23 protein-coding genes and 1 pseudogene are annotated in these 26471 nt (G+C 68.1%); 13 read left to right on the top strand and 11 right to left on the bottom strand.

Annotated features, from left to right (window positions below; all coding sequences use genetic code 11):
• Positions 1–93 precede the first annotated feature (93 nt).
• The 3 genes from ACLJRL_RS26580 to ACLJRL_RS26570 are packed head-to-tail and all read right to left on the bottom strand — an operon-like array spanning position 94 to position 2785.
• Positions 94–840 (bottom strand): ABC transporter permease, encoded by a 747-nt coding sequence (locus tag ACLJRL_RS26580; RefSeq protein ID WP_410658998.1) that lies wholly within the window; start codon positions 838–840, stop codon positions 94–96.
• Positions 837–1871 carry an alpha/beta hydrolase family protein gene (locus tag ACLJRL_RS26575; protein ID WP_410658997.1) on the bottom strand — a complete coding sequence of 345 codons (1035 nt, stop codon included), beginning with the start codon at positions 1869–1871 and terminating at the stop codon, positions 837–839. The genes ACLJRL_RS26580 and ACLJRL_RS26575 overlap by 4 nt, the downstream gene beginning before the upstream one ends.
• Positions 1868–2785 (bottom strand): ABC transporter ATP-binding protein, encoded by a 918-nt coding sequence (locus tag ACLJRL_RS26570; protein ID WP_410658996.1) that lies wholly within the window; start codon positions 2783–2785, stop codon positions 1868–1870. The genes ACLJRL_RS26575 and ACLJRL_RS26570 overlap by 4 nt, the downstream gene beginning before the upstream one ends.
• Positions 2786–2925: 140 nt before the next feature.
• On the opposite strand from ACLJRL_RS26570, the gene ACLJRL_RS26565 reads away from it, so the two are divergent.
• Positions 2926–3714: an ion transporter gene (locus ACLJRL_RS26565; protein WP_410658995.1), complete on the top strand. Its 789-nt coding sequence runs from the start codon at positions 2926–2928 to the stop codon at positions 3712–3714.
• A 61-nt stretch (positions 3715–3775) separates the two neighbouring features.
• On the opposite strand, the gene hrpB is transcribed toward ACLJRL_RS26565, so the two are convergent.
• Positions 3776–6172 carry an ATP-dependent helicase HrpB gene (gene hrpB, locus ACLJRL_RS26560; protein ID WP_410658994.1) on the bottom strand — a complete coding sequence of 799 codons (2397 nt, stop codon included), beginning with the start codon at positions 6170–6172 and terminating at the stop codon, positions 3776–3778.
• On the bottom strand, positions 6169–6996 hold the full coding sequence (locus tag ACLJRL_RS26555; protein WP_410658993.1) for a glutamate ABC transporter substrate-binding protein: 828 nt from the start codon (positions 6994–6996) through the stop codon (positions 6169–6171). Before ACLJRL_RS26555 ends, hrpB begins: the two co-directional genes overlap by 4 nt.
• Positions 6997–7087: 91 nt before the next feature.
• On the opposite strand from ACLJRL_RS26555, the gene ACLJRL_RS26550 reads away from it, so the two are divergent.
• Positions 7088–7576 carry a MauE/DoxX family redox-associated membrane protein gene (locus tag ACLJRL_RS26550; protein ID WP_410659060.1) on the top strand — a complete coding sequence of 163 codons (489 nt, stop codon included), beginning with the start codon at positions 7088–7090 and terminating at the stop codon, positions 7574–7576.
• A gap of 2 nt (positions 7577–7578) precedes the next feature.
• Complete coding sequence (locus ACLJRL_RS26545; RefSeq protein ID WP_410658992.1) at positions 7579–8376, top strand: DsbA family protein; 798 nt, start codon at positions 7579–7581, stop codon at positions 8374–8376.
• A gap of 71 nt (positions 8377–8447) precedes the next feature.
• Here the strand turns inward: ACLJRL_RS26545 and ACLJRL_RS26540 are convergent, their stop codons facing one another.
• Positions 8448–9338 (bottom strand): LysR family transcriptional regulator, encoded by an 891-nt coding sequence (locus tag ACLJRL_RS26540; RefSeq protein ID WP_410658991.1) that lies wholly within the window; start codon positions 9336–9338, stop codon positions 8448–8450.
• Positions 9339–9607: 269 nt separating this feature from the next.
• Between ACLJRL_RS26540 and ACLJRL_RS26535 the strand changes: the two are divergent.
• Both ACLJRL_RS26535 and ACLJRL_RS26530 read left to right on the top strand, forming a co-directional pair.
• Positions 9608–9924 (top strand): annotated as a pseudogene (locus ACLJRL_RS26535) (glycoside hydrolase family 3 protein); the annotation flags it as partial.
• Positions 9921–10748: a ThuA domain-containing protein gene (locus ACLJRL_RS26530; protein ID WP_410658990.1), complete on the top strand. Its 828-nt coding sequence runs from the start codon at positions 9921–9923 to the stop codon at positions 10746–10748. The pseudogene ACLJRL_RS26535 and the gene ACLJRL_RS26530, both read left to right, overlap by 4 nt.
• Before the next feature lie 78 nt (positions 10749–10826).
• On the opposite strand, the gene ACLJRL_RS26525 is transcribed toward ACLJRL_RS26530, so the two are convergent.
• Positions 10827–11534, bottom strand: a complete 708-nt coding sequence (locus tag ACLJRL_RS26525) for an RraA family protein (protein ID WP_410658989.1) — start codon at positions 11532–11534, stop codon at positions 10827–10829.
• A gap of 9 nt (positions 11535–11543) precedes the next feature.
• Positions 11544–12491: a hypothetical protein gene (locus tag ACLJRL_RS26520; RefSeq protein ID WP_410658988.1), complete on the bottom strand. Its 948-nt coding sequence runs from the start codon at positions 12489–12491 to the stop codon at positions 11544–11546.
• A 182-nt stretch (positions 12492–12673) separates the two neighbouring features.
• On the opposite strand from ACLJRL_RS26520, the gene ACLJRL_RS26515 reads away from it, so the two are divergent.
• The 5 genes from ACLJRL_RS26515 to ACLJRL_RS26495 are packed head-to-tail and all read left to right on the top strand — an operon-like array spanning position 12674 to position 17256.
• Positions 12674–13864, top strand: a complete 1191-nt coding sequence (locus tag ACLJRL_RS26515; protein ID WP_410658987.1) for a lipid-transfer protein — start codon at positions 12674–12676, stop codon at positions 13862–13864.
• A 23-nt stretch (positions 13865–13887) separates the two neighbouring features.
• Complete coding sequence (locus ACLJRL_RS26510) at positions 13888–14319, top strand: SRPBCC family protein (RefSeq protein WP_410658986.1); 432 nt, start codon at positions 13888–13890, stop codon at positions 14317–14319.
• Complete coding sequence (locus ACLJRL_RS26505; protein WP_410658985.1) at positions 14316–15161, top strand: MaoC/PaaZ C-terminal domain-containing protein; 846 nt, start codon at positions 14316–14318, stop codon at positions 15159–15161. The genes ACLJRL_RS26510 and ACLJRL_RS26505 overlap by 4 nt, the downstream gene beginning before the upstream one ends.
• An 11-nt stretch (positions 15162–15172) precedes the next feature.
• Positions 15173–16042, top strand: a complete 870-nt coding sequence (locus tag ACLJRL_RS26500) for an SDR family oxidoreductase (protein ID WP_410658984.1) — start codon at positions 15173–15175, stop codon at positions 16040–16042.
• Positions 16039–17256 carry an acyl-CoA dehydrogenase family protein gene (locus ACLJRL_RS26495; RefSeq protein ID WP_410658983.1) on the top strand — a complete coding sequence of 406 codons (1218 nt, stop codon included), beginning with the start codon at positions 16039–16041 and terminating at the stop codon, positions 17254–17256. The genes ACLJRL_RS26500 and ACLJRL_RS26495 overlap by 4 nt, the downstream gene beginning before the upstream one ends.
• A gap of 179 nt (positions 17257–17435) precedes the next feature.
• On the opposite strand, the gene ACLJRL_RS26490 is transcribed toward ACLJRL_RS26495, so the two are convergent.
• Complete coding sequence (locus ACLJRL_RS26490) at positions 17436–19922, bottom strand: DNA topoisomerase (ATP-hydrolyzing) subunit A (RefSeq protein WP_410658982.1); 2487 nt, start codon at positions 19920–19922, stop codon at positions 17436–17438.
• A gap of 29 nt (positions 19923–19951) precedes the next feature.
• Positions 19952–22003 (bottom strand): type IIA DNA topoisomerase subunit B, encoded by a 2052-nt coding sequence (locus ACLJRL_RS26485; protein WP_410658981.1) that lies wholly within the window; start codon positions 22001–22003, stop codon positions 19952–19954.
• 278 nt (positions 22004–22281) lie between these two features.
• On the opposite strand from ACLJRL_RS26485, the gene ACLJRL_RS26480 reads away from it, so the two are divergent.
• Positions 22282–23175, top strand: a complete 894-nt coding sequence (locus ACLJRL_RS26480; protein WP_410658980.1) for a hypothetical protein — start codon at positions 22282–22284, stop codon at positions 23173–23175.
• On the opposite strand, the gene ACLJRL_RS26475 is transcribed toward ACLJRL_RS26480, so the two are convergent.
• Entirely contained in the window at positions 23159–24583 is a 1425-nt protein-coding gene (locus ACLJRL_RS26475) for a glycoside hydrolase family 76 protein (RefSeq protein WP_410658979.1), read from the bottom strand. The two genes, ACLJRL_RS26480 and ACLJRL_RS26475, sit on opposite strands and share 17 nt — an antisense overlap.
• Before the next feature lie 158 nt (positions 24584–24741).
• Between ACLJRL_RS26475 and ACLJRL_RS26470 the strand changes: the two genes are divergently transcribed.
• Together ACLJRL_RS26470 and ACLJRL_RS26465 are read left to right on the top strand one after the other, a co-directional pair.
• Complete coding sequence (locus ACLJRL_RS26470; protein WP_410658978.1) at positions 24742–25818, top strand: LLM class flavin-dependent oxidoreductase; 1077 nt, start codon at positions 24742–24744, stop codon at positions 25816–25818.
• Positions 25815–26399, top strand: a complete 585-nt coding sequence (locus ACLJRL_RS26465; RefSeq protein ID WP_410658977.1) for an FMN reductase — start codon at positions 25815–25817, stop codon at positions 26397–26399. The genes ACLJRL_RS26470 and ACLJRL_RS26465 overlap by 4 nt, the downstream gene beginning before the upstream one ends.
• Positions 26400–26471 lie beyond the last annotated feature (72 nt).

The following is a 26471-nucleotide window of genomic DNA, read 5'->3' as shown; positions in this document are numbered from 1 at the left end:
CCTGCGGTTTTGATGCAGAAGGGAGCAAGGGACCTTTGCTACCGCTTACTTAGGCAGGCTAAGCGAGCGGGAGCAAAGGTCCCTTGCTCTCGTTCAGGCGTCGCGGCGGCGGAGCACCGCGGACCCGGTCGCGAGACCGGCCGCGGCCCACGCTGCACAGAGCGCGATGCCGACCCAGGGCGCGTAGGGCGCGACGCCGCCGAAGATCGGGTTCGGCTCCCCTGCGATGACCATCGCGTTGACGCCCGCGAAGCCGGGGAAGTAGTTCACGGCGCTTTCCCAGCCGAGCGATCCGGCGAACATCGGGATCATCACCAGCAGCACGAACACCGACACGATCGTCCCCGCCGTGCTGCGCAGCGCCGTCCCGAGGCCGAGGCAGAGCAGCCCCAGCAGCGCGAAGTACCCGCCCATGCCGGCCGAAGTCAGGAGGACGTCGCCGAACGACGAATCGGGCGTGGGGATCAGCGGGGCGGAGAGCAGTATCCCGGCGAGCGCCAGCAGCACGCCGTAGCCGAACAGCACCGGCAGCAGCACCGCGGATTTCGCCAGCAGCACCCGGTTGCGCACCGGCACCCACTGCAGCGTCGAGCGGATGCTGCCGCTGGCGTACTCGCTCGTGATGAACAGCGTCGCCAGCGCCACCACGGCGAACTGCGAAAGGTAGAACGCCGCCCCGACCACGACGGCGTGCGGAGCCATCGAGCGTTCGACGCCCGCGTTCGAGGCCAGGCCCAGCGCACCGGAGTAGGCGAGCATCATGGCCAGCCCGCCGATCAGGCACCACCAGGTCGAGCGGACCGACCAGAACTTGGTCCATTCCGAAGAGATCGCGTTCATCGTGCGCTCCACTGCTTGAAGAAGGTGGTCAGCCGGTCGCGGAAGAAGTCCAGCGCCACCCGCGAGTCGATCGAGCCGTACTGGTTCTCGACCTCGGCCGGCGGCATGTGCGGTCGCAGCCCCAGCTGGTCGACCAGGATCGCGGAATCCGTCACCGAGGAGTGCCCGCTGTTCTCGAGCAGGTACCGCTCCTTCGGGCCGGTGAGCCGCGGCCAGGTCTCGTTCCACGTCGGGCTGTAGTACTTCTCGCCGATCGGGCTGGCCAGCAGCAGAATCGGCCGGTCGAGGGAAACGGTGCCGAAGAACGGGCCGTCGACGTTCACGCCCGCCTTGATCCGCCGGTCGGCGACCATCGCGGCGGCGGTCGCCGAACCGCCGGCGGAATGCCCGGCCATCCCGATCTTCGTGACGTCGATCGACCAGCGCCGGTCCTTCACCAAGGTGTCGATGACGAACGACGTGTCGATCGCGCGGTTCGCGATCGCCGCGGGCCAAGGGTCGCTCGGTCGTCCACAAGCGACGCACTGGCGCAGCCCGTCGGGAAATTCCGTCGCCCAGGCTTCGTAGGCGTGGTCGATACCGGCGACCACGAAACCTTGTGCGGCAAGACGTTCCGCCACCGAGGTCAGCGTGATCCGGTTGTTGCCAGCGCCCGGCGAAAGCACGACCAGCGGACGCCGTCCTGGCAGCGAAGGCGCGTTCTCCCTCGAGTGGACCCGTACCTTGCTCAGCGCGTCCGGCGGCAGGTCGAGCTTCCGCCCGGCGACCGCCGCCGCCGACTCCGCCCGCGTCATGTACAGCGGCGCGCGCCCGATCGGAACGGCCGGGTACCAGACGCTGACCATCAGTTCGCGCCGCTTCTCAGGCACCCAGGGGTCCGCTCGCTGCTGGTCGGTGAGATGCAGCGTGCGCATCCCGATCGGCAACGGCCCACCCGGCGTGGGCAGCGACAGATTCGGCGCCGCCGACGCGGCCGCCGGCACCCCCAGCAGGCCGGCGATCACCGCCACCAGAATCATGAGCGACTTCACGCCGCGACCCCCGTTCCGTATTCGACCGACGACGCGGTCAGTTCCATGTACGCCTGTTCCAGCGACGCGGTCCGTTCGGTCAGCCCGTGCACGCGGATCCCGAGTTCGTGCACCACATCGCCGACGCGCGAGACCGGCAGGTCGTGCACGATCAGCTCACCGCGGTCGGTTTCCGTGGTCGCCCCGAGCGCGCGCAGCCGCTGTTCGAGTGCGAGCAGGTCGCGGGGAGCGGGCACCGCCACCGCGACCGACGTCCGCGAGTTGCCCGCGATGAACTCGTCGACCGGGGCGTCGGCGAGCAGCTTTCCCTTGCCGATGACGACGAGCTTGTCCGCGGTCAGCTGCATTTCGCTCATCAGGTGACTCGACACGAACACCGTGCGCCCCTCGGCCGCGAGCGAGCGCATCAGCTGCCGCACCCATCGGACGCCGTCGGGGTCGAGTCCGTTGACCGGTTCGTCGAACATCAGCACGGCGGGGTCGCCGAGCAGCGCCCCGGCGATCCCGAGCCGCTGGCCCATGCCGAGTGAGAACGTCCCCGCCCGCTTGCCGGCGACATCGCTGAGGCCGACCGTCGCGAGTACCTCGTCCACCCGGCTCGCCGGGATCCCGTTGCTCTGCGCCATCGACAGGAGGTGCTTGCCCGCGCTCCGGCCGGGGTGGAGGGCCTTCGCTTCCAGCAGCGCGCCGACCTCGCGCAGCGGATACCGCAGATCCTCGTACTTCTTGCCGTCGATGAGGACCTCGCCTGCGTTCGGCGCGTCGAGGCCGAGCGTCATCCGCATGGTCGTCGACTTGCCCGCGCCGTTGGGACCGAGGAAACCGGTCACCTTGCCCGGCGCGACGGCGAAGGTCAGGCCGTCGACGACGGTCTTCTCGCCATAGCGCTTCGTGAGTCCTCGAAGCGTGATCATCTTCGCCCTCCAGGTTCTTTGGTCCCCGAAGTCTGCGGTTCCGGTACCCGCGCGGACATCGCCCCGAGGTCACCGGCCATCCCTTACTTTCGACAGGTGCCGTTGGGCACGAGTCACTGCGGAAAGGCAGAATCGGCGGCATGACCACCCGCGAACAACGGCGCGTGAACCCGCTCGACCTGGTGATGCTCGTACTCGCCGTGTTCTCGGTCGGACTGCTCGTCTACGTGATGTTCTTCCCGCATTCGGACGAGACGGCGCACCGCGTCTTCGTCATCGACACCGTGGTGTGCGGGATCTTCGCGCTGGAATTCCTGTGGCGGTGGCGGCGCAACGGCTGGGAGAAGTGGTTCCCGCTGCGCAACTGGTACGAGATCCTCGGCATGATCCCCATCGCGCATCCGGCGCTGCGCGGGTTCCGGCTGCTGCGGATCCTCGTGGTGATCGTCCGGCTCGTGCGCACGGCCGACCGCGCCTTCGGGGAGCGGTTCACCCAGCGGCTGGTCGAACGGCTTTCGCGGCCGATCGTGCTGGCGATCAAGAAGCCGATCACGATCGCGGTGCTCGACGAGGTCGTCAAGGTGCTGGAAACCGGGAACTATCCGCAGAACCTGGCGCGGTCGCTGGGGGAGAACCAGTCGCTGCTGCGGGGGATCATCGCCGAGAAGCTCAAGAACGACCCGCAGGCGGGGCGGCTTTCGAAACTGCCGTTCCACGACGAGGTGGTGCGCTCGGTGATAGACACCGCGATGCGCGTGATCCTCGAAGTGCTGACCGATCCGCGGATCGACGAATTCTTCGCGCATGTGGTGCAGGAGAACCGGGAGCAGATCCGGAGCGCGGTGCAGCTCGGGATGAGCGAGCGGGAAGACGACGAGGAGCTGGCGAAGCAGCTGCCAACGAAGCCCCAGCACCAGATGATGGACTAGGCGGGAGCCGGTCGTGTCATGAAAGGGTCTTTCAGGACGAAAACTGTCCTGAAAGACCCTTTCATGACATTCCTCGGCGGCTGACGCGCCGGGTCGGGGCCGCGTTGAGCGGATCGTCGGGCCAGGGATGCCTCGGGTATCGGCCGCGGAGATCGGCGCGTACGGCGGCATAACCGTTGCGCCAGAACGACTCCAGGTCGGCGGTGGCCGCGGCCGGGCGGCCGGCGGGCGAGAGCAGGTGCAGCACGACGGGTACGCCGGCCAGTTCGGGCGTGGCGAGCCAGCCGAAGGTCTCCTGCAGTTTCACCGCCAGCACGGGCTGCTCGCCCGAGTAGTCGACCCGGATCCGCGAACCCGACGGCACCTCCAGCCGGTCCGGCGCCAGTTCGTCCAAACGCGACGCCTCGGGCCAGGGCAGCAGGCCGCGCAAGGCGGAACCGGCGTCGATCGAAGCCAGGTCCGACCGGCGGCGCGCCGTGCCGAGATCGAGCCAGGAGTCCAAAGTGGACAACAAGCCCGCTTCGTCGACGGCGGGCCACGGTGAGCCCACGACTCGGTGCAGGAAGGCCACCCGTTCCCGCAGCCGCCGTCCGTCTTCGGACCAGCGCAGCAGGCCGAGGCCCTCGGCGCGCAATCCCTCCAGCAGCGCCGCACGGATCGCGTCCGGGGAGGGCGAGCGCAACGGCTTTTCGGACAAAGTGATCGCGCCGAGCCTCCGCACCGAACGGGCCACGACGTCGCCGGAGGACCAGTGCACTTCGTCCACTGAGGACACCAGATTCGGCGCCGCGCGTACGGCGAGCGCCTCGTCGGCGGGTGCGGCCAGCCGGATGATTCCCTGTGCCCGTCCCGGATCGCGGGTCGCTTCGGCCACCGCCAGCCATTCGACGTCGGCAAGTCCGCTGCCGCGTGGCAGTTCCGCCGCCGTTCCCCCGGCCATCAGATAGACGGGCGTCCCCGAGGAACGCCGTCGCGCGAGCCGCTCCGGATGGGCCAGCGCGACGACCAGCGCCGGGTCGGGAGCGCCACCGCCGTCGGGCACCAGCTGGGAAAGCCTTCGTACGTCGGACTTCCAGCGATCATCGCCGCGCACCCGCCGTAGTTCGGCCTCGAGATCGGTCAGCGTGCCGCCGCTGTCCAGCAGCGCGACGACCTCGGCCGCCGACCGCGCGTTGGTCCGCGCGGCACCGTCCAGCAACGCGCGCGCCAGCCGCGGATGCAGGCCGAGCCCGGCCATCTTCCGGCCGCGTCCGGTCACCGTCCCGTCTTCCGTGGTCGCCCCGAGTGTCACCAGCAACGCCCGCCCGGCGGCCAGCGCGCCCTCACCGGGTGGGTCCCACCAGGCGAGGCCGGAACCGTCCGGAGTGGACCAGCACGCGAGTTCGAGGGCGAACCGCGCCAGTTCCGCGGTCCTGATCTCGGGTTCGGGATAAGCGGGGAGCGACCCTTGTTCGTGCGCCGCCCAGCATCGGTACGCGCGCCCCGGCGCCTCACGGCCGGCCCGGCCCGCGCGCTGCTCCGCGACGGCCGCCGACACCCGCACCGTGGCCAGCCCCGGCAACCCGCGCCGGTGATCGACGCGGGGAACGCGGGACAGTCCGCAGTCCACCACCGAGCGCACACCCGGCACGGTCAGGCTGGATTCGGCCACCGACGTCGAAAGCACCACGCGACGGCGGGCGCGCGGCCGCAGCGCGTCGTCCTGGCTCGCCACCGAAAGCCGGCCGTGCAGCGGCAGCACGTCGGCGTCCAACCCGCTCAGCAGTCCGCTGGTCCGTGCGATCTCGCCCGCACCGGGGAGAAAGGCGAGCACGTCACCGTCGCCTTCGGACAGTGCTTTGTGGATCGCCCTGGCCACGGTCGCCTCGATCCGTTCGCGGCGGGCGGGGGGCAGGTACGAGACGTCGACGGGGTAGGTCCGGGCGTGGGCGGTGATCACCGGGGCGTCCCCGAGCAGCGCCGCCAGCCTGCCGGCGGCGACGGTGGCGGACGTCGCGAGCAGGCGCAGGTCGTCCCGCAGCCCGGCGCGGACGTCCAGCAGCAGCGCGAGCAGCAGATCCGCGTCGAGATGGCGTTCGTGGCATTCGTCGAGCAGGACGGTCGAGACCCCCGGCAGTTCGGGATCGCCCTGCACCCGGCGGACCAGCAGCCCGGAGGTGACCACCTCGATGCGCGTCGAGGACGAGACCTTCCGGTCGCCGCGCACCGAATAGCCGACCGTCTCGCCGACCCGTTCGCCCAGCAGGGAGGCCATCCGCGCCGCGGCCGCCCGAGCCGCCAGCCGCCTCGGCTCGGCGACGATCACCCGGCCTTCACCGGTCGCCAGCGCGAGCGGTACCAGCGTGGTCTTGCCGGTTCCGGGCGGCGCGACGAGCACCGCGGTCCCATGGGCGTCGAGAGCGGCTTGGAGTTCGGGCAGGACGGCGCGAACCGGCAGATCGGGCAGCTGAAGGGTCACTTTTCGGTGACCTGCGGTGGGGCCGGGATCCGGTAGCCGGACGGGCCGATATTGCGGTTCAGCGAGTCGATCCAGGCGCCGGACGAGATCATCTTCTGGATGGCCCTGGCCACCGCCGCACGCCCCTCGCCGTCGCCTTTACGCAGCCCCACGCCGTATTTCTCGGCGGAGAACGGCTTGCCGACGACCCGCAGCAGTTCCGGATTCTGCGCCACGTAGCCGGCCAGGATGACGTCGTCGGTGGTCACCGCGTCGACCTGGCCGGCGAGCAGCGCGGTGACGCAGTCCTGATAGCGCGGGTACTCGACGAGCTGGACGGCCTGGGCGAACTTGTCGCGCACCTGCTCGGCCGAGGTGGTGCCGCCCACCGCGCACAGTTTGCGGCCGTTGAGGTTCTCCGGGCCGGTGATGTCGGTCGACCGGAGCCGGACCAGCAGGTCCTGGCCGGTTTCGAAGTACGGCCCGGCGAAGGCGACCAGCGCTTTGCGCTTCTCGGTGATCGAGTAGGTCGCCACCATGAGATCCGTGGACCCCGATGTTATGTCGGTCTCACGCGCGGACGGTTTGCTGTCGTGCCAGGTGATGTGATCCGCGTCCACTCCCAGCTCGCTCGCGATGTACTTCGCGACGTCGACGTCGAAGCCCACGTAGCGGCCGTCGACCGTCCGTTGGGAGAGCCCCGGCTGGTCGTAGCGGATGCCGATGGTGAGTTTGTTCGACCCGACGGCTCGCGTGACCAGGGAGTCCGACGGCCCGGTCTCCTTGCTGCAGCCGGCCGCTGTGACCAGCATCAAGCCGGCCAGAAGCAGGGCGTGTCCCCGCATCGGGTGCCTCCGTCCGCCGCCTCACCTTGTTCTCAGGGTCGCCGGTTAGCCTAGGCCCGTGCGTAGACCGCCCCAAGTCGTGCTCGACGCCGTGGGCACGCTGGCCCGGTTCGGACTGGCTGCCGTATGGCTGATATCCGGCGCGCTGAAGATCAGCGATCCAGGTCAGACCTATATCGCGGTGCAGGCGTTCGACGTCCTGCCGGACGCGTTCGTCCGCCCGGCCGCGATCGCCATGCCGCTCGCCGAACTGGCGCTCGGCCTGTTCCTGCTCGCCGGGTACGTGACGCGCTGGGTGTCGGTGCTGTCGGTGCTGCTGCTCGCGGTGCTCATCGCCGCGATCGCCCAATCGTGGGCGCGCGGGCTGAGCATCGACTGCGGCTGCTTCGGCGGCGGCGGACAGATCTCCGCGGATCAGACGCAGTATCCGCAGGAGATCGCCAGAGACCTCGGGTTCGCCCTGCTGGGCGTCTGGCTGATCGTGCGGCCGCGGACCTGGCTGTCCGTGGACGGCTGGCTCGGGAACTCTCACGCCCCCGCCGACGACGACTATGTGGGTATCGCTGAAGGGAACGAATAGACGTGGGTGGAGCTGAGCGGAACGCTCGGAAACGTAAGCAGCAGCAGACGGCTTCGCGGTCGGTGTCACAGGCCAGAGGCACCGCCGGTGGTGACAACACCAAGAAGATCGTCGCGATCTCGGTCGCGGTGGCCGTCCTCGCCGCGCTGGTGATCGGCGGCGTGATCTGGACGACGTCCAGCAAGGACAGCACCGAAGGCAAGGTGATCCAGGCGCAGTCCACGGCGACGGCGCCCGGGGTGGTCGAGAAGCGCGACGGGGCCGTCGTGGTCGTCGGCAAGCCCGACGCGGCGAAGACCGTCGACATCTACGCCGACTTCCTGTGCCCGGTCTGCAAGCAGTTCGAGGAATCCTTCAAGGGGCAGATCCACGAGCAGGTGAACAACGGGACCTTGCAGGTCCGCTATCACATGCTGCCGATGCTGAACCAGAGGTCGGATCCGCCGGGCTACTCGATGGACTCCGCCAACGCCTCGCTCGCCGCGGCCGACGCGGGCAAGTTCATGGCCTTCCACGACGCGCTGTTCAAGGACCAGCCGGAAGAAGGCGGCCGGGGCTTCGACAAGGGGCAGCTGATCAAGCTCGGCGCCGACGTCGGGATCACCGATCCGGCGTTCGCCATGGCGATCAACACCGGCGTCCACGAGCAGGAGATCGCGGCCGCCTACGAGAAGATCTCCACGGATCCGGCTCTGGAGCAGGACTTCGGCAACGGCAAGGGCTTCGGCACGCCGACCGTGACCGCGAACGGTCAGATCGTGAAGATCGAAGACGGCTGGGTGCAGAAAGTCACGGGCTGAGGCACCTCGGTCAAAACGCATTTCGTCCTCTAGTTGCGGTACTTGCGCGTGCAAGGACCGCAACTAGAGGACTAATTGCGGGGGTTGCCGCCGGAGGCGACGTGCGCGAAGGCCTGTACGCGGGCGGTCTCGGCGGAGCGCGGCCAGACGATGCCCCACTCGACGTCGGGTGAGCCCTCGAAGGGCACGAAGCGAATCCTCGGGTGGCTGAAGTACTCCTGCGCGTGCGCGGCGAGCGGGCAGATGCCGGTGCCGCCGGCGATCGCGGCGAGCAGTTCCTGAAAGGTCGCGAACGGCTTTCCGCGCGTCACCGGGTGCCCGGCCGGCGTCAGCCATTGCCGGGGTTCTTCGATCCAGTACGGCTCCGGCGGATGCGCCGCGCGCAGGACGGTGTCGCGCGCGAGGTCGTCGAGCGTCACTGATCTATGTCGCGCGAACGGGTGTTTCGACGACACCGCGAGGACCATCGGTTCGGCGTGCACGGGCGGCCCGGTGATGACATCGGGTTCGTCGGCGGGGAGCAGGGTCACCAGCACGTCGATCTCACCCGATCGCAGCATCGCGAACGGATCGGCGAACTCGGCCTCCCGGATGAGCAGTTCGGTGTCCGGGTACCGCCGCCGGAAGCGGTCCAGCAGATCCTCGACGAGGTCGGCGACGCCGGGCGCCTCGAACCCCAGCCGCAGCACCCCGCCGATCCCGCGGCCGGCCGCGACGGCGCGTTCGATGCCTTCGTTCAGTGCCCGGTAGGCGGGATCGAGGTCGTCCCGCAGCCGCCTGCCGATCGGCGTCAGCTGGACGCGCCTGCTGGTGCGGGCGAACAGTTGCGCGCCGATCCGGCGTTCCACCTGCTTGATCGTCTGGCTCACGCGTGCCTGCGAGACATGCAGCCGTTCCGCGGTGCGGCCGAAATGTAGTTCGTCGGCGAGCGCCAGGAAGATCTCGATATCCCGCAGTTCCATAATCCCCAGGTTATCGATTCGGCGCGGTGTCGGTCACTGGGAACCGTCTTTTTCGCAGGTCTAGACCATGTGACCTTCTCTATGCATTAATTCAAGCCTTGAACTTACGCATGGTGTCGAGGAGGACCCGGATGCGGAGACTGACCCTGGGGATCGTGACGGCCGCCTTGGTACTGGGGTCGCACACGCCCGCACTGGCCGGAAACGGCCCCGCGCACCGGGACGCCTGGCGGCCGGTCAAGGTCCGGGTGGCCGACCTGCTTTCGCGGATGACCCTCGACGCCGAAGATCTGTCGACGCTGAAGCGGCTCAGGACAGCGGCGTGCCGACCGTGGTGGTCCTGGTTTCCGGCCGGCCGCTCGACATCGCCGCGCAGGTGCCCGACTGGGACGGGCTCATCGCGTCGTGGCTGCCGGATTCGGAAGGCCAGGGCGTCGCCGATGTGCTCTTCGGCGACCACAATCCCACCGGCAAATTGCCGGTGACGTGGATGCGCAGTGCAGACCAGCAGCCGATCAACGTCGGCGATGGAAAGTCCCCGCTGTTCCCGTTCGGGTTCGGCCTCCGCTATCGGCACGGGTGGTGACCAAGTTGAAGAAGTTCTTTCTCCGGCTCGCTCTCCTGTTCGTCGCGTGTCTCACACTGGCCTCGGCGCCGGTGACGAGCGCGCAAGCAGCGCCTGCGTTCAAGGTGCTGGCCTTCTACAACGGCACCTACGACGCGGCGCACATCAGCTTCGTCAAGGAAGCCAACCAGTGGTTCCCGAAAACCGCGTCGCAGAACAACTTCAGTTACACCGCGACGAACAACTGGAACCAGCTGAACTCGCTCCAGCCGTCGCAGTACCAGGTGGTGCTGTTCCTCGACGACCTGCCGCAGACCTCGGCGCAGCGCGCGGGCTTCGAGCGCTACATGCGGGCGGGCGGCGCGTGGTTCGGCTTCCACGTCGCGGCGTTCACCACGAATCCGTCGTCGTGGGACTGGTACCACAACAAGTTCCTCGGCACGGGCTCGTTCAAATCGAACACGTGGGGCCCGACGACGTCGACCCTGAAGGTGGAGAACCGGCCGCACGTCTCGACCACCAGGCTGCCCGCGACGTTCACCTCTTCGGTGAGCGAGTGGTACGCCTGGAACAGCGATCTGCGGAAGAACCCGGACATCCGGATCCTCGCGTCGGTGGACCCGGTGAGCTTCCCGCTCGGGACTGACCCGAATCAGTCCTGGTACAGCGGGTACTACCCGATCCTCTGGACCAACAACAAGTACAAGATGCTGTACGCCAACTTCGGCCACAACAAGATGAACTACGAGACGAACCAGCCGCTGTCGTCGACTTTCGGCAGTGAGGTGCAGAACCGGTTCGTCATCGACGGGCTGCTGTGGCTCGGCGGGGCGAAGACCAGCTAGCTCTCGCATGAGGGCCTGGCCGGGGCGTTTGCCCTGGTCAGGCCCTTCGGCGATAGCAAAGGTCCCTTGCTATCGCCGCTACTCCTCGATGGCGCCGCCGACCGCCCGCAGGTGCTCGCGGAACGTCAGCGAAGGCGTCTTCGCGCGCTCCGCGAGGAAGTCGGCGAAGCGCACCTGCTCGCGAAGGGACTCTCCCGCGCGAATCCGGTCCGCCTGAAGCCGTTCGGTGTCGCGGATGGCCTCCGCGCGGTCCAGCACCTCGTCCGCCCGGTCGGCCGGGACGAACAGGACGCCGTCGTCGTCCCCGAAGACGAAGTCGGCCCGGCTCACCGTCCAGTCGCCGACGACGGCCGATTCCAGCGCACCTTCGGGGCGTGCGGACACCGAGAGCGGGCCGGTCGGGATCGAGCCGAGGCTGAAGACCGGCAGATCGATCTTCCGGATGTCCACGGTGTCGCGGTGCAGGCCCCAGATGACGACGCCGCCCAGCCCGGCGGCCTGCGCTTCGAGGACCGCGAGGTCCCCGACGCAGCTTTCGTCGAGCCTGCCGCCGTTGTCGACGACGAGGACGTCGCCGGGTGAAGCGGCTTCGTATGCCTCCAGGAAGACGTCGACGCTGCCGACGTGCCGAGCGGGGGAGACCCACCCGGCGACGCGGCTGCCGGGCACGACCGCGTGCGTTCCGGCGGGCGCGCACCGGACCGGGACGCCGGTGCGGACGCAGCCGTCGGTCAGATGCGCGGTGGTCAGCTGGGAGAACCGCTGCCGAAGCTCCTCGAGATCCATGGTCCGACTTTAGCCACGGCGCCACACCACGGGTGTGTTGTCGAAGTTGCCCCCCAGCTGGCCCGCGATCTCACCGTTGTCGCCTACGACGACGCCATACCCCTCAAGGGGTACGGGGAGCGTCGTGATCGGGCCGCCCGGTGACCACACCGTGGGGATTCTCGGCGAAATCCAGCCCGTGACCAGACCGGATCCGTTGAGGGCCGTCGTCTGCATGTTCCCCGGAATCTCTACCGAGGTGTCGAAGGCCGTCCAGAGCCAGTTGACCGACGAGTTCGCGCCCAGCACCTTGCCGTCCCGGATCGCGACGGCGCGGGCATCTCGGACGCCCTCGGGAAGAACGAGCCGCTGGAGAACGCCGTCCTTCCAGAGCGCGGGGCCGTTGATCTGGTCGTTGAGCAGGATCGTGCCGTCGTGGTCGATGTCGACCGGGTCGGCCAGCGGCGGAACGTCCAGCAGTACCGGGTGCGCGCGGTCGCCGGACGGCCAGAAAGCGGCGGTGGAGCCGTAGCGAATGTCGTTGAACACCTCGCCGACGATGTCGCCGCGGTTGTTCATGCCGATGGCCAGCGTGTTGTAGTAGCCCGGAACCTTCCCCAGGAATTGGAAGCCGCCGTTCTCGAAGGCGAAGGCGCGCTTGTCCGGGTAGCGGCTCCCGTTCGGGTAGGAGACGGCGTTGCCGAGGACCGAACCGGACGCGTTCTCGTCCACCGCTTCGACCGAGGTGTAGCCCGCCGGGATGCCGTGGTCCTCGAAGGTTCCGCCTGCCCAGGTGATCAGCCCCCCGTCGTAGGTTCCCGCATAGCTACCGGCGCCGTCCGTGGCGGTCACTCGGGCGGCGGCGCCACCGGCCGGGAGCGGCAGGTAGCTCATCGTCCACTCGCTCGCCGACGCGGTGCCCGCCGACAGCAGTCCGGCGGCGACGGTGGCCGCCAGGACCATGCTCGTGCGCTTCATCGAAACCCCCTGTAAGTCGTGTTCGCCCTGTTTAACGGGGGTACGGGCCGCTCGTCTGCGTCATCTGACACGCAACGTGCCGGAAGTAACATCCGTGCAGGATTGTATGTAAGGGTTGATAAATACAGACCTGTCTGTATCTTCAGGTTCACAGGGTCCCGGCAACGACAAGGAGCGTCGCGGTGTCGAACAAGGTGTACGTCGTCGGCGTGGGCATGACGAAATTCGAGAAGCCCGGACGCCGTGAGGACTGGGACTACCCGCAGATGGCCAAGGAGTCGGGGACGAAGGCCCTCGAAGACGCCGGGATCGCCTTCGACGAGGTCCGGCAGGCCTACGTCGGCTATGTCTACGGCGAGTCGACCTCGGGGCAGCGCGCGGTCTACGAACTGGGCATGACCGGTATCCCGGTGGTCAACGTCAACAACAACTGCTCGACCGGATCGACCGCCCTGTACCTCGCCGCGGAAGCGATCCGGGGCGGCCGCGCGGACTGCGTGCTCGCGCTCGGGTTCGAGAAGATGAAGCCGGGTTCGCTCGGCTCGACCTACGACGACCGCGAGCAGCCGATGGGCAGGCACCTCCAGGCGCTCGCGGAGATCTCCGAAGTGCTGTTCCCGCCGGCGCCCTGGATGTTCGGCGCGGCGGGCCGCGAGCATATGAAGGCCTACGGCACCACGGCCGAGCACTTCGCCAAGATCGGCGAGAAGAACCACCGGCATTCGGTGAACAACCCGTACGCCCAGTTCCAGGAAAGCTATTCGCTGCAAGACATCCTCGACTCGCGGATGATCTACGACCCGCTGACCAAGCTCCAGTGCTCGCCGACGTCGGACGGGTCCGGCGCGGCGATCCTGGCGAGTGAGTCCTTTGTGGACTCGCACGGTCTGGCCGGGCAAGCCGTGGAGATCGTCGGGCAGGCGATGACCACCGACTTCGCCAGCACCTTCGACGGCACCGCGAAGAACATCATCGGGCACGACATGAACGTCCAGGCGTCGCGTCAGGTCTACGACCAGGCCGGGCTGGGGCCGGAGGACTTCCAGGTCATCGAACTGCACGACTGCTTCTCCGCCAACGAACTCCTGCTCTACGAAGCGCTCGGGCTCTGCGCCGAGGGCGAGGCCGGGAAGCTGGTCGACTCCGGTGACACCACCTACGGCGGCAAATGGGTCGTCAATCCCTCCGGCGGACTGATCTCCAAGGGGCATCCGCTCGGCGCCACCGGCCTCGCGCAATGCGCCGAACTGACCTGGCAGTTGCGCGGCACCGCGGCCAAGCGGCAGGTGGACGGCGTCGAAGCCGCGCTGCAGCACAACATCGGACTCGGTGGCGCCGCCGTCGTCACCGCCTACCAGCGCGCCGAGCGCTGATCTCACCACCGAAAGGAACCACCATGGGCCAGATCAGTGCCTCCGTCGAACTCCCCGCCGCGCCCGAAAAGGTCTGGGCGGAGTTCTCCAACCCCAACAACTTCGAGAAGTGGCTGACCATCCACACCAAGTGGAAGGGCGACGTCCCGGCCGAGTTCTCAAAGGGCTCGCAGGCTTCCGAGGTCGTCACGATGCTCGGGATGCCGAACACGATCACCTGGACCGTCGACGAGTTCGAGGCGCCGTCGAAGCTGGTCATCTCCGGCACCGGGATGGCCGGGGTCAAGGTGAAGTTCGCGCTGGCCGTGGAGGCGGCCGGCGAAGGTTCGCTCGCCAGTATCACCGCCGAGTTCGCCGGGCAGATGATCATCGGCGCGCTCGGCAAGGCCGTCGAGAAGGACGGCAAGAAGAACCTCGACGCGTCGCTGGAGAACTTCAAGGCGCTGGTCGCATGACCGAAGAGCGGTTCGATCCCGCCGGGCTCGACAGTTGGACCGACGAGTCGCGGTTCGAGGTGACCCGTGAACGGCTGATCGAGTACGCGAAGGCCACCAACGACCCGATCCCGGCGCACCTCGCCGGGGACGTCGCGAGCCCGGTCTTCGCGATCGTGCCGGTGTTCGAGTCGCTGATGGAACCCGCGCTCGAGGTCGTTCCGGTCGGGTTGTTCGGCCGGATCGTCCACGGGGAGCAGGAATTCCGGTTCCACCGGCCGATCCGGCCCGGGGACAAACTGGTGTCCCGGGCGCGGATGACCGGATACGAGGGGCTTCCGAACGGCACTCGCGGCACGATCCACCTCGAATGCCGCACCGAGGACGGCGAACCGGTCAACGAGCAGTTCGTGACGTTGTTCGTGCGCGGGTTCGACACCGGCGAGACACGGGGCGAACTCGGGCCGGAGCACCGGTTCGACGACGCGCTGCGCTCGCGGGCCCCGGTGGCGAAGGTGAGCCAGCACGTCGACGACGACCAGACGTTCCGGTACGCGCCGGCCGCGGGCGACCCGATGCCGATCCATCTCGACGAAGAGGTCGCGAAGGATTCGGGGCTGCCCGGCATCATCGCGCACGGCCTGTGCACGATGGCGTTCACCTCCTGGGCGCTGCTGACCGAGGTCGCCGGGTCCGATGTGGACAAACTGAAGCGGTTCGCCGTCCGGTTCGCCAAGCCGGTGCTGCCCGGCCAGGACCTGGCGACGCAGATCTGGCGCGCGGGCGAGACGAGCTACGCGTTCGAAACCACCGTCGGCGACACCGTCGTGATCAAGGACGGCCTCGCGGAATTCGCGGAGTAGGAGCAAAAGACATGGGAGTACTCGACGGGCGGGTCGCCGTCATCACCGGCGCCGGGCGCGGGATCGGCCGCGAGCACGCGCTGCTGTTCGCGCGTGAGGGCGCGAGCGTCGTGGTCAACGACCTCGGCGGAGCGAACGACGGCAGCGGCACCGACATCGGGCCCGCTCAGGAGGTCGCCGACGAGATCCGGGCGGCAGGCGGGAAGGCCGTGGCGAACACGGCCAACGTCGCCGACTGGGCGGGTGCCGCCGAACTGGTCACCCAGGCGGTGGACGAGTTCGGCAGGCTCGACGTCGTCGTGAACAACGCGGGCATCCTGCGCGACGCGTTCATCGCCGGACTGGAGGAGTCCCACTGGGATACCGTGATCGCGGTGCACCTCAAGGGACACGCGGCGGTGCTGCGGCACGCGGCCGCGTACTGGAAGACGGCGAGCAAGGCCGGGGAGCAGGTGGCCGGTTCGGTGATCAACACCGCGTCGGCGTCCGGGGTGACGCTGCCGAACGCGGGGCAGGCCAACTACGGCGCGGCGAAAGCGGGAATCGCCGCGCTGACCCTGGTCGCCGCCGAGGAACTGGAGCGCTACGGCGTACGCGTCAACGCGATCGCGCCGATCGCGCGGACCCGGCTCACCCTGGCGACGCCGGGGATGGGCGCGATCTTCGCGCAGGAGGTCGAGGAAGGCGAGTTCGATGCCTTCTCCCCGGCCAACATCTCGCCGCTCGTGGCCTACCTCGCGACCGAGAAGTGCCCGCTCACCGGCAAAGTGTTCGCGGTGCAGGGCGGGGCGATCTCCGAACTCGCCGGCTGGCACGACGTCAAGGTGATCGAAACCGAGGGCGCCTGGGCGATCGACGACATCGCGGCCAGGCTGCCGTGATCGAGTGGTCCGAGACCGAACTGCTGATCCGCGACGCGATCCGCGAGTTCGTCGACAAGGAGATCCGGCCACATCTCGACGAGCTGGAAAGCGGGCAGCTGCCGCCGTACGACCTCATCCGGAAGATGTTCGCCGCCTTCGGCATCGACGCGCTCGCGCGGGAATCGGTGAAGAAACTGCTGGCGAAGGAGCGGGGCTCGGGTGGTGGTGGCGGCCTGGCGTTCGGCGGGCAGGAGGCGATGGCGATCATCGCGGTGAGCGAACTGGCCGGGGTCAGCCTCGGCATCGTCGCTTCGCTCGGCGTGAGCATCGGGCTGACCGCGCAGACGATCCTGACCAAGGGCACGCAGGCGCAGAAGGAACGCTGGCTGCCCGGGCTGGCGACGTTCGAGAAGGTCGGCGCGTGGGCGATCACCGAACCCGACTCCGGCTCGGACGCTTTCGGCGGCATGAAGACGTCGGTGCGGCGCGACGGCGACGAGTATGTCCTCAATGGACAGAAGACGTTCATCACCAACGGCCCGTACGCCGACACGATCATCGTCTACGCCAAGCTCGACGAGGGCGACGGAGTGGACAAACGCGACCGCAAGGTGCTGACGTTCGTGCTGGACAAGGGCATGCCCGGGCTCACGCAGGGCATGCCGTTCAAGAAGATGGGCATGATGTCGTCGCCGACCGGCGAGCTGTTCTTCAGCGACGTCCGGCTCGGGCGAGACAGGCTGCTCGGCGAGTCCGAGACCGGCCGCGACGGCGACAGCAAGGCCGAGGTGAAGTCCGGGTTCGCCGTCGAACGGGTGGGTGTCGCGGCCTTGGCGCTCGGGATCATCAACGAATGCCACCGGCTCAGCGTCGACTACGCGAAGAACCGGAAGCTGTGGGGCCAGGAGATCGGGCGTTTCCAGCTGATCCAGCTCAAGCTGGCGAAGATGGAGGTCGCGCGGATCAACGTGCAGAACATGGTGTTCCAGCTGATCGAGACGTTGCGCGCGGGCAAGATGCCGACGCTGGCCGAGGCTTCAGCGATGAAGCTGTACTCCTCAGAGGCGGCCACCGAGGTCGCGATGGAGGCCGTGCAGCTGTTCGGCGGCAACGGGTACATGGCGGAGTACCGCGTCGAGCAGCTGGCGCGGGACGCGAAGTCGCTGATGATCTACGCGGGAAGCAACGAGATCCAGGTGACGCACATCGCGAAGGGTCTCTTGGGCCGCTGACCGTCTCACGCGTGTCTGGAAGCGGAACTCTCGTGATTGGAAGGCGCACTCGCGTGATTGGAGGGACGACACGCGTGATTGGAAGGCGCACTCCCGCTGCGGGGTGTGTTCGCCTTCCAATCACGCGTGATCGCTCTCCCGTCACACGTGATCGCGTTCCCATCACGCGTGGGGCGGGGTCAGTCGCGTTCGATCAGGTGGCCGACGACCTCGGGGCCCGGGTGGGCGTGGCCGGAGCCGTCGCGCCGCGGGTCGATCTCGGGCAGTTCCACCGGGTCGCCGGTGCGGGTGGCACCGGCCGGGCGCGGACCGATCCAGCCGACGACCAGGCGGGTCTCGCCCTTGAGGAACCGCTGCGCGCGGACACCGCCGGTCGCGCGGCCCTTCGCCGGGTACTCGCTGAACGGCGTCACCTTCACGCTCGCGCCGGTCGCGGTGATGACCAGCGGCTCGCCGTGCTCGGCGTCGTCGGTGCGGATGGCGGCGAAGAACACCGCTTCGGCGTCACCGTTGAGGTTGATACCGGCCATACCGCCGCCCTTGAGGCCCTGCGGCCGCACCAGCGAAGCCGCGTAGCGCAGCAGAGACGCTTCGGACGACAGGAACGCGAGTGTCTCGTTGCCGTCGGTGAGCCAGGTGGCGCCGACGACCTCGTCACCGTCCTTCAGGCTGATCACTTCGAATTCGTCCGAGCGGACCGGCCATTCCGGCGCGCACACCTTCACCACGCCGTGTTTCGTGCCGAGCGCGAGGCCGGGGGAGCCGGCGGCCTGCTCGCCGAGCGGGGCCACCCCGATGACGCGCTCGCCCTTTTCCAGCGGCACCAGTTCCTTCGCGGCCATCCCGCCGCGTAGCGACACGGTGCCCGCCTGCTCCGGCAGCACCGGCAGCGGCAGTACGTCGGTCTTGAACGCCCGCCCGCGGTTGGTCACCAGCAGCACCTGGCCGCGGGCCGTCGAATGGACGACCGCGGAGACGGAGTCGTGTTTGACCCGGCCGTTGCGGCGCCGAACCTCGGACGACTCCTCCGATTCCGCCGCCGTGCGCGCGACCAGCCCGGTGGCGGAGAGGATCACCTGGCAGGGGTCGTCGGCGACCTCGAGCGGTCCGGACGGCTTCGACGCGGCGAGGACCTCCTTGAGGTCACCGTCGATCAGCGCGGTGCGGCGTTCGGCCGGGGAGTCCTTGGCCACCTTGGCCAGTTCGGCCGAGACGACCTTCTTCAGCACCGAGTCGTCGTCGAGGATCTTGGACAGCTCGGCGATCTCGCCGCGCAGCTTGTCCTGCTCGGCTTCGAGTTCGATCCGGTCGTACTTGGTGAGCCGCCGCAGCGGTGTGTCCAGGATGTAGGTCGCCTGGATCTCCGACAGCTTGAACCGCGTCATCAGGCCGTCCTTCGCGGCCGCGGCGTTCTCGCTCTCGCGGATCAGCTTGATCACCTTGTCGATGTTGAGCAAGGCGGCCAGCAGGCCTTCGACCAGGTGCAGACGTTCTTCGCGCTTACGGCGGCGGTAGCGCGTGCGGCGGGTGACGACCTCGTAGCGGTGGCTGAGGAAGACCTCCAGCAGCGCCTTGAGCCCCAGCGTCTGCGGCTGCCCGTTCACCAGCACCAGGTTGTTGATGCCGAAGGACTGCTCCAGCGGCGTCAGCCGGTACAGGTCCGCCAGCAGCGCCTGCGGGTTCACGCCGACCTTGCACTCGACGACCAGCCGCGTGCCGTTCTCGCGGTCGGTGAGGTCCTTGACGTCGGCGATCCCGGTGAGCCGCTTGGACTTGTTGACCTCGTCGGTGATCTTCTCGATCACCTTCTCCGGCCCGACGCCGTACGGCAGTTCGGTGACGGTGATCGCCTGGCGGCCGCGGCTGCCTTCCAGCGGGCCGGTCTCGGCGCTCGCGCGCATCCGCACCACGCCGCGGCCGGTCTCGTAGGCCCGGCGGACCTCGTCCAGCCCCAGCAGCGAACCGCCGGTCGGCAGGTCGGGGCCCGGGATGAACTCCATCAGTTTGTCCAGCGTGGCGGCCGGGTGGTTGATCAGCCAGCGCGCCGCACCGATGACCTCGGTCAGGTTGTGCGGGATCATGTTGGTCGCCATCCCGACCGCGATCCCGGACGTGCCGTTGACCAGCAGGTTCGGGAACGCCGCCGGCAGCACGGACGGCTCTTCGAGCGAGCCGTCGTAGTTGGGGCGGAAGTCGACGGTGTCCTCGCCGAGTTCGCCGACCAGCAGCATCGCCTCGGGGGACAGCCGCGCCTCGGTGTACCGCGAGGCGGCCGGGCCGTCGTCGGGCGAGCCGAAGTTGCCGTGCCCGTCGACCAGGGGGACGTTGAGCGAGAAGTCCTGCGCGAGCCGGACCATCGCGTCGTAGATCGCGCTGTCGCCGTGCGGGTGGTACTTGCCCATCACGTCGCCGACCACCCGGGACGACTTCACGTACGCGTGCGTCGGCCGGTAGCCGTTCTCGTTCATCGAGTACATGATCCGGCGGTGGACCGGCTTCAGCCCGTCCCGCGCGTCCGGCAGTGCCCGCGAGTGGATGACCGAGTAGGCGTACTCCAGGTACGAATCCTCGATCTCGGTCTTCAACGGGTTGTCGAAGACGTTCGCGCCGGGCCTGTCGAACGCGGAGGGGTCGACCTTGGTGGTGGTGCCCTTACGGCGTGCCATTGCTCAAAGCTCCTTGAATAGCAACGAAATCAGGCGTCGATGGCTTCTCTGTCGACCCGGTCAGAGGATTCGACGAGCCAGTTGCGCCGCGGCTCGACCTTCTCACCCATCAACAGTTCGAGCGCGTTCTCAGCGGCATCGACGTCGTCGAGGGTGATACGGCGGACCGAGCGGGTGGCCGGGTTCATCGTGGTGTCCCACAGTTCGTCGGCGTCCATCTCACCGAGACCCTTGAACCGGGGCACCGGTGTGACGATCTGCTTGCCGGCGCGCTCCAGCGCCGCGAACTTGGTCTCCATTTCCTTCTGGGAGAAGGTGAAGTGGGTCTCCGGATTGCGGCCCTTGGTGACCAGTTTGTGCAGCGGCGGCATCGCGGCGTACAGCCTGCCGTCCTCGATCACCGGCCGCATGTACTTGGCGAACAGCGTGATCAGCAGCGTCCGGATATGCGAACCGTCGACGTCCGCGTCGGCCATCAGGATCACCCGGCCGTAGCGCATGGTCGCCAGATCGAAGGTGCGCCCGCTGCCCGCGCCGAGCACCTGCACGATCGAGGCGATCTCGGCGTTCTTCAGGGTGTCGCCGAGCGACGCCTTCTGGACGTTGAGGATCTTGCCGCGCAGGGGGAGCAGCGCCTGGTACTCAGACACGCGCGCCATCCGGGCCGACCCGAGCGCGCTGTCACCCTCGACGAGGAACAGTTCACTGCGGGAGACGCCGGTGGTGCGGCAGTCGACCAGTTTCGGCGGCATGGCCGCGCCTTCGAGCGCGGTCTTGCGCCGGGCGGCGTCCTTCTGCTGCTTCTGGGTGAGCCGGACGCGAGCCGCGTCGACCACCTTCTGCAGGACGACCTTGGCCTCGGACTTGGTCTTGCGCTCTTCGCTCCAGGCACGGATGTGCTTGTCGACGACGCCCTGGATGACCCGGGTGATCCCGGCCGTGGACAGCTCGTCCTTGGTCTGCGAGGTGAACTGGGGCTCCGGCAGCCGGACGTGCACGACCGCCGTCATGCCTTCGAGCACGTCCTCGACGGTCGGCATGTCCTCCTTGGGCTTCAGCAGCCCGCGGGTCTTGGAAATGGCGTCCTGCAAGGACTTCAGCACCGCGCGGTCGAAGCCGCGGCGGTGCGTGCCGCCGTGCACGTTGCGGATCGTGTTGGTGAAGCACTCCACCGTGCGTTCGTAGCCGGTGCCCCAGCGCAGCGCGACCTCGATCTCCGCGTGACGCTCCACATTGGACTGCATGACGCCGCTGGCGTCGGCGGCGTTCTCCTTGTACGTGCCCACGCCGTTGATGATCAGCGTGCCGCAGACGGGTTTCTCGCCGGACGGGCTGAGGAAGTCGACCATGTCGGCCAGCCCGTTGGGGAAGTGAAAGGTCTCTTCGCTGATCGAGTCGTCGACCGCGGTGCGCAGGATATACGTGACGCCGGGGACCAGGAACGCGGTGTTGCGCATCTTCGCGCGGACGCCTTCGACGTCGAGCACGGCGCCCGTTTCGAAGTAGCGCGAGTCGTACCAGTACCGGATCGACGTGCCGCCGCGCTCGCCGCGCTTCATCTTCCCGGTGATGTTCAGGCCGGACTTGCGGGTGAACTTCGCCTTCGGGCCGGGCCCGTCGAACACGCCGGGCACGCCGTGCGCGAACGACATCTGGTGCACCTTGCCCTCTTGCTTCACCGTGACGTCGAAGCGGTGCGACAGCGCGTTCACCGCCGAAGCGCCGACGCCGTGCAGGCCGCCGGAGGTCTTGTAGCCCGAGCCGCCGAACTTGCCGCCGGCGTGCAGCCTCGTCAGCACCAGTTCGACACCGGACAAACCGGATTTGGCGTGCGTGCCGGTGGGGATGCCGCGGCCGTCGTCGTCGACCTGGACGCTTCCGTCGGCGTGCAGGGTGACCACGATCTTGGCGGCGTGACCCGCCACACCTTCATCGGTCGAGTTGTCCACGACCTCGGAGAACAGGTGGTTGATCCCGCGGCTGTCGGTGGAGCCGATATACATCCCGGGGCGCTTGCGGACCGCTTCCAGACCCTCGAGGTGCGTCAGGTCGTCGGCCCCGTACAGGGTCTCAGCAGTCACTGGGTCTTTCTCCTGGAGTCGTGGCTCGCGAACTTGCTCGTGAAGGTGGCGTTCAACGCGACACCGTACTGGAGGATATCCGCCCACTCTGACAGTTACTCTTCTCCAGCGCCCTCGGTGTGGCGAACCACCCGTCCCGATGGCCGGGCCACGGCTGCCGGAAGCGCCTTCCCGGCACCTCGGATGAGGCGTTATCGTTCTCGGTGTCACAGGGTGACGGGGGGAAGAAGGTGGCCGTCGGAACCGGCCTCACACGCGTCTCGACCACACGACGCGTCGTGAGTCTCTGGTATTTCGTGGTGGTCCTCGCGTCACTCGGGCTGCTCGCGCCCTTGCCGTTCGTGCACGCGGCGATCCGGCTGCGCCGTGCGTACCTGTTGCTGTTCGTGTTTTTCTACGGTGCGTGGTCCTACGGGCTGCTCTATCTGCTCGACTCCTCGGAAATCGAAGAAGAAGTCGAGACGGCCCCGGCCATGTTGTGGTTCTTCGGCACGATCCTGTTGATCACCGTGTCCTGCGTCCACCTCGCCCTGCTGCGGAAGAAGATCCTCTACCCGCCGCGGACGACCTGGGTCGAATCCGGCATGCATTGCGGGCTGTTCTCGATCGACATCGCCGGCTTCGGCCAGGTCGGGCGCAGCAGCGAGATCTTCGTCCAGGTCCGGCGGATGCTCTTCGGCCTGCTCGCCACCGCTTTCGAGGCCAGCGGCATCGCCTGGGACGTCTGCCTCAAACGGGACACGGGGGACGGCATGATCGTCGTCGTCCCGCCGCATTTCCCGAAGTTCCGGCTGCTGCTCCCGCTGCTTTCGCAACTGGCGGCGGAACTGGCCAAGTACAACGTGGTCACCGAGCCGGCACTGCGGATCCGGGTACGCGTGGCGATCCACGCCGGAGAGGTCACGCTCGACGAGTACGGCGTGACCGGACGGCCGAAGGTGCTGCTCGCCCGGCTGCTCGACTCGCGAGTGCTGCGTGACGCGCTCGCCGAAGCGCCGGACGGCTCGCCCGTGGTCGTACTCGTCTCGGACCGGTTTCACGAGGACGTTCAGGACCAGGGCGGCCCCGGTCTCGGCACGATGAGCTACCGGCAGGTGCTCGTGCACGAAAAGGAGACCGAGGTCCTCGCCTGGCTGCACGTCCCGAATCCGGTGATCAGAGGGCTGCCGTGAGGACCTCCAGCGCGCTGTGCTGACGGGCGGCGTCGATCTTGTCGACCGGCCCGGCCCAGCGCAGGCCGTGCTGGTCGAGCGAGGTGCGGTTGTTCGCGATCGTCGCATTCGCTTGGCGTGTCAGGTAAGCGCGGTACGGCCTGCCCGCCAGCGCCCGGTCCAGCTCGCCGAGATTGCGGGCGTACGCGCCCTTGAACGACGGCCCGTCGGCACCGCAGTCGCCGGATTCGCACGGGTCGCGCAGGATCCCGCCGGAATGCAGCGACGGCGCCGTGGTGGAGGCGTCCGCGAGCTGACGGGCCCGGGTGAGCAGGGCGGCGTCACCGGTCGCGCGGTTCAGTTCCAGCAGGGCGCCGAGGACAATGCCCTGGTTGTAGCTCCATACGGCGTCCCCGTTGTTGGCGCACGAGGAGTTCAGGCCGTCGTTGACCAGGTTCGCGCCGTTGATCATGCCGCTGTTCCGGAACCAGTCCCAGACCTCGCGCGCCCTGGCCAGCTGGAGCGTGTCGCCGGGAAGGCGGTTGTGCAGCGACGCGGCGACTTTCACGTACAGCTCGTTGGTGACGGCGTTCTTGTACGTCCGCGCCGTCGACCACCAGAGGCCGCCGCCGCAGGTCCCGTCGCGGTAGGAGTACATGTAGTTCGCCGCGATGACGGCGGTGTCGAGGTAGCGGCGGTCCTTCGTCAGGTCATAGGCGCGGATCCAGGCCAGCGCCCACCAGCCGGTGTCGTCGATGTATTCGTTGGTGAAGTTGTTCCCGCGGTTGCGGTCGAAGGTGTTGCCGATGGCGTAGCGGTAGTTCTGCGAGCCGGTTCTCGTGCTGTAGTCGAGGATCGCGGTGAGCGCGTTCGCCGAGTTCCACCAGCCCGTGGTCTGCCAGAGGCCGGTGCCGGTGTCGTAGAACTGCATGAGCGCGGTGGCCGCGGCCTCGGTGCGGTTCGCCGCCGCGACGGTGGTGCGATACCAAGACGTGCAGGCGATTTCCGGTCTGTCACCCGCTTTCCCGCACGCGCGCAGCGCGCCGAAGCGGTGGGTGGCCGGGTCGTCGCCGTTGAACATCAGCGTCCGCCAGCCGCGGGAGCCGGCCGGGATCTTCGTGTCGCCGATCCGGCTGTCGGCCGCCCAGGTGCGGCCGCCGTCGAAGGACCGGTCGAGCCAGACTTCGTCGCCGGGGTCGCCGTTTTCGATGCTGCCCCAGCCCATGTCGTCGCCGTCGGAAAGGTGGAGCGTGATGTTCCGGCTCCAGACGGACGTCGTGCCGGGTCTTCTGTCACCTGACGCGAGTGCGGGGTCGCGACCGTCGCAGTGCGTCGCGCAGATCGTCGCGGTGATCGAGGGTCCCGGAGTGGTGGCGGCCGGTGTGAGGGTGAATGTCAACGTTGTCACAAGCAGGGTGGTGAGCCACATGGAATCGAGTGTGAGGGCGGCCACTTCGCGGACCGACCAAGTCACTCGTTCAGCTCGCATCGAAGGTCTGGACCAGAGCCCCGACGTCCGGGAATATCTCTTGCGCGCGTAAGGTTGAACGCTCAAGCAACGATACCCCGGTGACTAGGGAGCAGGTCATGCAGTTCGGAATCTTCACGGTGGGCGATGTGACGACCGACCCGACCACCGGGGAAGCGCCCAGCGAGCACGAGCGCATCAAGGCGATGCTGCGGATCGCGCTCAAGGCCGAAGAGGTCGGCCTCGACGTGTTCGCCACCGGCGAGCACCACAACCCGCCCTTCGTGCCGTCTTCGCCGACCACGATGCTCGGCCACATCGCCGCACAGACGTCGAAACTGATCCTGTCGACGTCGACGACGCTGATCACCACGAACGACCCGGTGAAGATCGCCGAGGACTTCGCGATGCTGCAGCACCTCGCCGACGGGCGCGTCGACCTGATGATGGGCCGCGGCAACACCGGCCCGGTGTACCCGTGGTTCGGGCAGGACATCCGGCAGGGCATCCCCCTCGCCGTCGAGAACTACCACCTGCTGCACCGGTTGTGGCGCGAGGACGTGGTGAGCTGGTCCGGCAAGTTCCGGACGCCGCTGCAGGAGTTCACCTCCACCCCGCGGCCGCTCGACGGCGTCCCGCCGTTCGTGTGGCACGGCTCGATCCGCAGCCCGGAGATCGCGGAACAGGCCGCCTACTACGGCGACGGGTTCTTCGCGAACCACATCTTCTGGCCGAAGGAGCACTTCCAGTCGCTGATCGGCCTCTACCGCGAACGGTACGAGCACTACGGCCACGGCAAGGCGGACCAGGCCATCGTCGGGCTCGGCGGCCAGGTGTTCCTGCGGCCGAAGTCGCAGGACGCGGTGCGGGAGTTCCGGCCGTACTTCGACAACGCGCCGGTGTACGGGCACGGGCCGTCGCTGGAGGAGTTCACCGACCAGACGCCGCTGACCGTCGGCAGCCCGCAAGAGGTGATCGACAAGACGCTGACCTTCCGCGAGCACTTCGGCGACTACCAGCGTCAGCTGTTCCTGGTGGACCACGCCGGGCTGCCGCTGAAGACGGTGCTGGAGCAACTCGACCTGCTGGGTGAACACGTGATCCCGGTGCTGCGCAAGGAACTCGACGCGCTTCGCCCGTCCCACGTGCCTGAGGCTCCTACGCACGCTTCGCTTTTGTCGGGGGTGACCGTATGACCACGATCGCTGTCGTGACCGCGGGATTGAGCCAGCCGTCCTCGACGCGCTTGCTCGCGGACAAGCTGGCCGCGGCCACTCGTTCGGTGCTGCCGGACGTCGAGATCGAAGTGATCGAACTCCGGGATCTGGCCCTCGACGTCGCGAAGAACATGCTGACCGGCTTTCCTTCTCCGGCACTGCGCGCGGCCATCGACACGGTGACCACCGCGGACGGCCTGATCGCCGTGACACCGGTGTTCACCGCGTCGTACAGCGGACTGTTCAAGTCGTTCTTCGACGTGCTGGAGCAGAAGGCGCTCGACGGCAAGCCGGTACTGATCGGCGCGACCGGCGGGACCGAACGGCATTCGCTGGTGCTCGACTTCGCACTGCGTCCGCTCTTCGCCTACCTTCGCGCCGAGCCAGTCGCGACGGCGGTGTACGCGGCTTCGTCGGACTGGGCTTCTCCGGGCGATCTCGACGCGCGGGCCGGGCGGGCCGGGCGGGAGTTCGGTTCGCGGCTGTCGGACGCGCCGGTCGCGGCTTCGGCGGGCAGCGGGTTCGTGCCGTTCGACCAGCTGTTGGGGGCGGGGGAGTAGCAGGGGACCTTTGCTGTCACCCGGCCAGGAACAGCGTGTTCTCGGCGCGCGGGCCGCGAAACGGGCACAATC

Origin of the sequence: Amycolatopsis sp. lyj-112 (assembly GCF_046549055.1) — a bacterium.
GTDB lineage: Bacteria > Actinomycetota > Actinomycetes > Mycobacteriales > Pseudonocardiaceae > Amycolatopsis.
The sequence above is the reverse complement of the archived record's forward strand: the minus strand, read 5'-3'. Positions and strand labels throughout refer to the sequence as shown.

What these genes read in the sequence shown, in the direction of transcription:
- ACLJRL_RS26580 (WP_410658998.1), bottom strand. Translation starts at nt 840, where the DNA reads ATGAACGCGATCTCTTCGGAATGGACCAAGTTCTGGTCGGTCCGCTCG.
- ACLJRL_RS26570 (WP_410658996.1), bottom strand. Translation starts at nt 2,785, where the DNA reads ATGATCACGCTTCGAGGACTCACGAAGCGCTATGGCGAGAAGACCGTC.
- ACLJRL_RS26565 (WP_410658995.1), top strand. Translation starts at nt 2,926, where the DNA reads ATGACCACCCGCGAACAACGGCGCGTGAACCCGCTCGACCTGGTGATG.
- ACLJRL_RS26555 (WP_410658993.1), bottom strand. Translation starts at nt 6,996, where the DNA reads ATGCGGGGACACGCCCTGCTTCTGGCCGGCTTGATGCTGGTCACAGCG.
- ACLJRL_RS26540 (WP_410658991.1), bottom strand. Translation starts at nt 9,338, where the DNA reads ATGGAACTGCGGGATATCGAGATCTTCCTGGCGCTCGCCGACGAACTA.
- ACLJRL_RS26525 (WP_410658989.1), bottom strand. Translation starts at nt 11,534, where the DNA reads ATGGATCTCGAGGAGCTTCGGCAGCGGTTCTCCCAGCTGACCACCGCG.
- ACLJRL_RS26520 (WP_410658988.1), bottom strand. Translation starts at nt 12,491, where the DNA reads ATGAAGCGCACGAGCATGGTCCTGGCGGCCACCGTCGCCGCCGGACTG.
- ACLJRL_RS26510 (WP_410658986.1), top strand. Translation starts at nt 13,888, where the DNA reads ATGGGCCAGATCAGTGCCTCCGTCGAACTCCCCGCCGCGCCCGAAAAG.
- ACLJRL_RS26505 (WP_410658985.1), top strand. Translation starts at nt 14,316, where the DNA reads ATGACCGAAGAGCGGTTCGATCCCGCCGGGCTCGACAGTTGGACCGAC.
- ACLJRL_RS26500 (WP_410658984.1), top strand. Translation starts at nt 15,173, where the DNA reads ATGGGAGTACTCGACGGGCGGGTCGCCGTCATCACCGGCGCCGGGCGC.
- ACLJRL_RS26490 (WP_410658982.1), bottom strand. Translation starts at nt 19,922, where the DNA reads ATGGCACGCCGTAAGGGCACCACCACCAAGGTCGACCCCTCCGCGTTC.
- ACLJRL_RS26475 (WP_410658979.1), bottom strand. Translation starts at nt 24,583, where the DNA reads ATGTGGCTCACCACCCTGCTTGTGACAACGTTGACATTCACCCTCACA.
- ACLJRL_RS26470 (WP_410658978.1), top strand. Translation starts at nt 24,742, where the DNA reads ATGCAGTTCGGAATCTTCACGGTGGGCGATGTGACGACCGACCCGACC.
- ACLJRL_RS26465 (WP_410658977.1), top strand. Translation starts at nt 25,815, where the DNA reads ATGACCACGATCGCTGTCGTGACCGCGGGATTGAGCCAGCCGTCCTCG.